The 6168-nt window shown below is 73.9% G+C and carries 5 protein-coding genes; 4 read left to right on the forward strand and 1 reads right to left on the reverse strand.

Annotation, left to right across the window (positions count from 1 at the left end):
* Positions 1–289 precede the first annotated feature (289 nt).
* The 4 genes from ACFYYJ_RS31795 to moeZ all read left to right on the forward strand — a co-directional run bounded on the left by ACFYYJ_RS31795 (position 290) and on the right by moeZ (position 4207).
* Complete coding sequence (locus ACFYYJ_RS31795) at positions 290–1114, forward strand: hypothetical protein (protein ID WP_385134155.1); 825 nt, start codon at positions 290–292, stop codon at positions 1112–1114.
* Positions 1115–1204: 90 nt separating this feature from the next.
* Complete coding sequence (locus ACFYYJ_RS31800; protein WP_384758948.1) at positions 1205–2209, forward strand: NAD-dependent epimerase/dehydratase; 1005 nt, start codon at positions 1205–1207, stop codon at positions 2207–2209.
* Positions 2197–2952 carry a spherulation-specific family 4 protein gene (locus ACFYYJ_RS31805; RefSeq protein ID WP_385134157.1) on the forward strand — a complete coding sequence of 252 codons (756 nt, stop codon included), beginning with the start codon at positions 2197–2199 and terminating at the stop codon, positions 2950–2952. The genes ACFYYJ_RS31800 and ACFYYJ_RS31805 overlap by 13 nt, the downstream gene beginning before the upstream one ends.
* A 76-nt stretch (positions 2953–3028) precedes the next feature.
* Complete coding sequence (gene moeZ, locus ACFYYJ_RS31810) at positions 3029–4207, forward strand: adenylyltransferase/sulfurtransferase MoeZ (RefSeq protein WP_384596291.1); 1179 nt, start codon at positions 3029–3031, stop codon at positions 4205–4207.
* A gap of 76 nt (positions 4208–4283) precedes the next feature.
* Here the strand turns inward: moeZ and ACFYYJ_RS31815 are convergent, their stop codons facing one another.
* A complete protein-coding gene (locus ACFYYJ_RS31815; protein ID WP_385366618.1) occupies positions 4284–5888 on the reverse strand; it encodes an alpha/beta hydrolase in 1605 nt (534 codons plus the stop codon).
* Positions 5889–6168: the final 280 nt, after the last annotated feature.

Here is a 6168-nt window from a genome sequence, read left to right on the forward strand (position 1 = left end):
TGGGGGGGGGCTGGGCGCCCCCCCGGGGGGGGGGGGCGGGGGGGGGGGGGGGGGGGGGGGGCGGGCCGCGGGGGGGGGGGGCGGCCCCCCGCCCCCCCCCCCCCACCCCCCCGGCGGGGCTGAAGTGGCCCCCGGCGGGGCCGAAGTGGTTCCCGGCGGGGCTGGATCGGGCTCTGGTGGGGCCGTGGGTGCCGGCGAGGCTGGAGTGGACACCGGTGAGGCTGGATCGGACCCCGGTGGGGCCGGTAAGGCAGGGGTGGCGGGGCGGCGGCGGGTTGCGGGGGATCCCGTGAAGGCGTTGTTGCATCGGCATCGGGAGCTTTGCGAGCGTGCCGTCGACCCGCTGGAGATCGCCGCCGGACTGGAGGCGCACGGGATCACCGACCGCACCGCCGCGCGGTTCCGGCACCGGGACGTCTTCTCGCTCGCCGAGGAGCTCTACGCCCGCACCCCGCGCGGCGAGCACCCCGGCGGCCGGCCCGCCCGCGCCTCCGCGGACGCCCGGGCGTTCCGGGGTTTCGGGTACGCACTGCTCCCCGGGGCGGCCGGTCTCGGCGCGGCCGCCGCCGGGGTGCCGTGGGCCGGGGTCCTCACCGCGGCGGTCACCGTGGCCGCCCTGGTGTGGCCCGGGCGTACCGCCGGGCCCCGGCTCGCGTGGGGCCCGTACCTGCTCGCCGCCGCGGTCACCGGCTGGGCCGTGTACCGGCACGGCACCGCCCTCGGCGTCGGCCTCGCACTGGCCGTCGCCCCCGCCCACCTGGTCGCCGAGGCGTTCGCCGCCAAGGCCCGGGCCCGGCTCACCGGGAGCCGGGCGCTGGAGGAGTTCGCGGACCGGGCCCGACCCCTGTTCCTCGCGGCGGCCGCGCTCTTCGCCGCGGCCGCCGCGGGGGCGGCCGCCGTCGCCGGAGCGCCGCCGCGCGTGGTCGTGCCGCTCGCCCTGCTGCTGTTCCTCACCCGCCTCCTGCTCCGGCACGGCGCCCGCAGGGCCCCGATCGCCGTGGCGCTGGCGTTCGCCCTGGTCCCGGTACCGGCCGCGGCGCTCGCCGCCGTCGCGGGACTCCTCGTACAGGCCGTTCTCGTGCTGGCCCGGGCTTCCGCGCACGCACGTACCTGACATCGCCCCACCCATCCCTACGTACCGACCCACATCGATCCACAAGGAGAAGGACATGACCGGGCAGCCAACCAACCAGGGGGCCACGCGATGAGGGTGCTGCTGATCGGAGCCAACGGATACCTCGGCCGCTACGTCGCCGACCGGCTGCTCGCCGACCCCGCCGTGCAGCTCACCGCGCTCGGCCGCGGGGACGACGCCGACGTACGGTTCGACCTCGCGACCGGCAGCCCCGGCGCGCTCACCCGCTTCCTCGACGCCGTCCACCCGGGCGTCGTCATCAACTGCGCCGGCGCCACCCGAGGCGGGGCCCGGGAGCTCACCCGGCACAACACCGTCGCCGTGGCGACGATCTGCGAGTCGCTGCGCCGCAGCGGCTGCGGGGCCCGCCTCGTACAGCTCGGCTGCGCCGCCGAGTACGGTCCCAGCCAGCCGGGGTCGTCGACGGCCGAGGACGCCGTGCCCAGACCGGGAGGCCCGTACGGGGTCAGCAAACTGGCAGCCACCGAACTGGTGCTGGGCTCCGGGCTCGACGCCGTCGTCCTGCGGATCTTCTCGCCCGTCGGCCCCGGCACCCCCGCCGGATCCCCGCTGGGCCGGCTCGCCGAGGCCATGCGCCGCGCCATGCAGTCCGGCGACGGGGAGCTCAAGCTCAGCGGGCTCGGCGTGCAGCGCGACTTCGTGGACGTACGGGACGTGGCGCGGGCCGTGCACGCCGCCTCCCTGTCGGCGGCCCAGGGCGTGGTGAACATCGGCACCGGCCGCGCGGTCCGGCTGCGGGACGCGGCCTCCGTGCTGGCGCGGGTCGCCGGATACGGAGGCGCCCTGCACGAGCTGGACGTCCCGCACGGTGGACCCCAGCAGGGGCACCCGGGCCGCCCCGGCGGGCTCGCCGCCATCGCGTCGCCCCGCTCCGAGGCCACCGCCGAGCAGATCGCCGCCTCGGTCCCGCAGCCGTACCCGTACCCCGACGGCTGCGGTGCCTGGCAGCAGGCCGACGTCCGCACCGCCCGCGACCGGCTCGGCTGGCGGCCCCGGATCAACCTGGAGGAGTCCCTCGCGGACATCTGGATGGAGGCGGCGTGCCGCATCTGACCACCCCGCCCGGGACGGCGACGGCCTCCGCGACCGAGGCCGGCGGGATCGGCCTCGGCATCCCCGGCTACGCGCACCCGCTGCTCGCCCCCGTCGAATGGGCCGAGCTGACCCGCCCCGGCACCCCGCTGCACTGGGCCGTCCTCAACGTGACGGACGGCCCGGGCGGCCGGCCCGACCCGCACTGCACGGAGGCCGCGGCGAAGCTCCGTACGGCGGGCGGCACGGTGCTCGGGCACCTCGCCGTACGGGACGGCGCGCGGTCCTTCGGCGAGCTGCTCTCCGACGCCCACCGCTTCCGCGACTGGTACGGGGTCGGCGGCTTCTACCTGGCCGGGACCCCCGCCGACCGGGCGGAACTGGCCTCGGTGCGCCGGGTCGTGGACGCCCTGCGGGGCCTGGGCGACGCCCCGCTGATCGTGCTCGGGCACGGCACCCATCCGTACGAGGGCTACGCGGAGATCGCCGACCAGCTGGTCACCTTCTCCGGGGCCTGGGCCGACTACCGCTGGTCGCAGGTGGCCGAGTGGACCGCCGACCACCCGCCGGAGCGGTTCTGCCACCTCGTCCACGGAGTGCCGCGCACGCATCTGGAGGAGGCCGTCCGCATCGCCCGCTGGCAGGGCGCGGGCACGATCTGGTTCACCGACCGGCGGGGCACGCCCGACCGCGACCCGTGGGAGTCGATGCCCGGGTACTGGGACGAAATCGTCTCGCGGATCGGGACGGGTGTCTCGGAATGAAAATGGGCGTGGCACTGTTACGGGATAGAACAACCTACAAATTCCCCGCATCCGCGGGGATGACCCTGGAGTCCCCGTGTCGCTGCCACCCCTGGTCGAGCCAGCTGCTGAGCTCACCGTTGACGAGGTCCGCCGGTACTCGCGTCACCTGATCATCCCCGACGTCGGGATGGACGGCCAGAAGCGCCTGAAGAACGCCAAGGTGCTCGCCGTGGGTGCCGGTGGCCTCGGTTCGCCCGCCCTCATGTACCTCGCCGCGGCCGGCGTCGGCACGCTGGGCATCGTGGAGTTCGACGAGGTCGACGAGTCGAACCTGCAGCGCCAGATCATCCACAGCCAGGCCGACATCGGCCGCTCCAAGGCCGAGTCCGCCCGCGACTCCGTCCTCGGCATCAACCCGTACGTGAACGTTGTCCTGCACGAAGAGCGGCTCGAGGCCGACAACGTGATGGACATCTTCAGCCAGTACGACCTGATCGTCGACGGCACCGACAACTTCGCCACCCGCTACCTGGTGAACGACGCCTGCGTGCTGCTGAACAAGCCGTACGTGTGGGGTTCGATCTACCGCTTCGACGGCCAGGCCTCGGTCTTCTGGTCCGAGCACGGTCCGTGCTACCGCTGCCTGTACCCGGAGCCCCCGCCGCCGGGCATGGTCCCGAGCTGCGCCGAGGGCGGCGTGCTGGGCGTGCTCTGCGCGTCCATCGGGTCCATCCAGGTCACCGAGGCCATCAAGGTCCTCACGGGCGTCGGCGAGCCGCTGGTCGGCCGGCTGATGATCTACGACGCCCTGGAGATGCAGTACCGCCAGGTCAAGGTCCGCAAGGACCCCGACTGCGCGGTCTGCGGTCCGAACGCGACCGTCACCGAGCTCATCGACTACGAGGCCTTCTGCGGCGTCGTGTCGGAGGAGGCCCAGGAGGCGGCCGCCGGTTCGACGATCACTCCGAAGCAGCTCAAGGAGTGGATCGACGCGGACGAGAAGATCGAGATCATCGACGTCCGTGAGAAGAACGAGTACGAGATCGTCTCGATCCCCGGCGCGAAGCTGATCCCCAAGGGCGAGTTCCTGATGGGCAACGCCCTCCAGGACCTGCCGCAGGACAAGAAGATCGTCTTGCACTGCAAGACGGGTGTCCGCAGTGCGGAAGTCCTCGCGGTGCTGAAGTCCGCGGGCTTCGCCGACGCGGTCCACGTCGGTGGCGGCGTCATCGGCTGGGTCCACCAGATCGAGCCCGAGAAGCCGGTCTACTAAGCCTGACCGAGGAGGGGCCGGTCCGCCGCGTGCGGGCCGGCCCCTCCTTTTCGTATCCGCTGCCTCGTATCCGCCTTCACGCCCCTTCCGGGGGCTCGGGCGCCACCGGCGTCCCCGTGGGCTCCTTCGTCGGCGTGCAGACGGTGCCGGCCTTCGGCGTCTTCCCGTCCAGCAGGTACGAGTTCACCGCCCCCTGCACGCACGCGTCGCCGCTGTTGTACGCGCCGTGGCCCTCGCCCTTGTACGTGAGCTCCACCCCGACGCCCTTGCCGAGCCGCTCCACCATGTTCCGGGCGCCCTCGTACGGGGTGGCCGGGTCGCCGGTGTTGCCGACCACCAGGATGGGGGCGGACCCGGGGGCCGAGACGTCCGGGGTCTCCCAGGCACCCGGGACGGGCCAGCCGGTGCAGCTCATCATGGCCCAGCCGAGGAAGTCCCCGAAGACGGGCGAGGCGGCACGGAAGGCGGGCAGCTGGGCCTTGGTCTGCTCCAGCGTGTAACGGTCCTTGGAGTCCGCGCAGTTGATCGCGGAGTTCGCGGCGCCGATGTTGCTGTACTGGCCGTGCTCGTCCCGGCCGTTGAGCGCGTCGGACAGCGCCATCAGCAGCTGGCCCTGGCCGCCCTCGGCCTCGTCGAGGCCCTGCTCCAGCAGCGGCCACAGCTCCTTGGAGTACAGGGCCTGCGCGATGCCGTTGGTCGCGGAGGTCTCCGTCAGCTTGCGGTCCCCGATGCCGGGGATCGGCTTCGCCGCCAGCTCCTTCTGGAGCTTGATGACGTTCGCCTCGATCTCCTTGGCGGTGCTGCCCTGGAGCTTGCACTCGTCGCCGCGGTCCACGCAGTCCTGGGCGAAGTTTCCGAGGGCGAGTTGGAAGCCCTTGGCCTGGCCGAGCGCCCCCTCCTCGGAGTTCTTGGTCGGGTCGACGACGGCGTCGAAGACGGCCCGGCCGACGTTCTTGGGGAACAGGTGGGCGTAGACCCCGCCGAGCTCGGTGCCGTAGGAGATGCCGAAGTAGTTCAGCTTCTCGTCGCCGAGGGCCTGGCGGATGCGGTCCATGTCGCGGGCGGCGTTCTCCGTGCCGACGTACGGCAGGACCTTGGCCGAGTTCCGCTCGCAGGCCTGCTGGTACTGCTTGATGCCGTCGGTGAAGGCCTTCTCCTGCTCGGGGGTGACAGGGGAGGAGTCCTGCGCGTAGTACGCGTCCAGCTGCTTGTCGCCCAGGCACTGGACGGGGACGCTGCGGCCGACCCCGCGGGGGTCGAAGCTGACCAGGTCGTAGCGCTCGCGCAGGGCCTCGTAGTCCTTGGCGGCGCCGGGCAGGGTGCTGATTCCGGACCCGCCGGGGCCGCCGAAGTTGAAGACGAGCGAGCCGAGTCGCTTGTCCTTGTCGCGGGCCTTGGCGCGGATCAGCGCGATCGGGATCGTCTCCCCCTCGGGCTTCGCGTAGTCGAGCGGGACGTCGAGGGTGGCGCACTGCCATCCCTTGGGCGGCGCCTGCCCGCCGCCCTCCAGGGGGGTGGGGGCGGGGCAGTCCTCCCACTTCAGCGGCTTGGCGTGCCGGCTGCCGTCGGCGTTCACCTTCTCGCCCCCGTTCACGCCGCCGTTGTCGGAGCACGCGCTGGTGGTGAGCAGCGCGGCCGCGAGGGCGCCGGTGGCGGTGACCCGGAGGGAATATGTCGACATACCCCCATCCTCCGCGCCCCGGCCCCCCACCGCCCCCTCGCTGACCCATCCGGGGCCGGCCCCGGACCTCCCCGGGTTCCGCCCATTGCTTTCGGCTGCGGGCCGGGCAGATCCAGCCCCTCCGGCGTTTGAGGCGCGGGGTCTGGGGCGGAGCCCCAGGAACCCGGCTCCGCCGGGCAGGGGGGGGGGGGGGGGCGGCCGGCGCGCCCCCCCCCCCCCCCCCGGGGGGGGGCGCCGCCCCCCCGGGGGGGGCGGGGGCGCCCCCCCCCCCCCCCGCGCC

The sequence above is a fragment of the Streptomyces sp. NPDC002467 genome (assembly GCF_042889825.1).
Taxonomy (GTDB): Bacteria; Actinomycetota; Actinomycetes; order Streptomycetales; family Streptomycetaceae; genus Streptomyces.

Bases quoted from the DNA above. Each gene is read 5' to 3' on its own strand.
- ACFYYJ_RS31800 (WP_384758948.1), top strand. From the start codon at position 1,205: ATGAGGGTGCTGCTGATCGGAGCCAACGGATACCTCGGCCGCTACGTC.
- ACFYYJ_RS31815 (WP_385366618.1), bottom strand. From the start codon at position 5,888: ATGTCGACATATTCCCTCCGGGTCACCGCCACCGGCGCCCTCGCGGCC.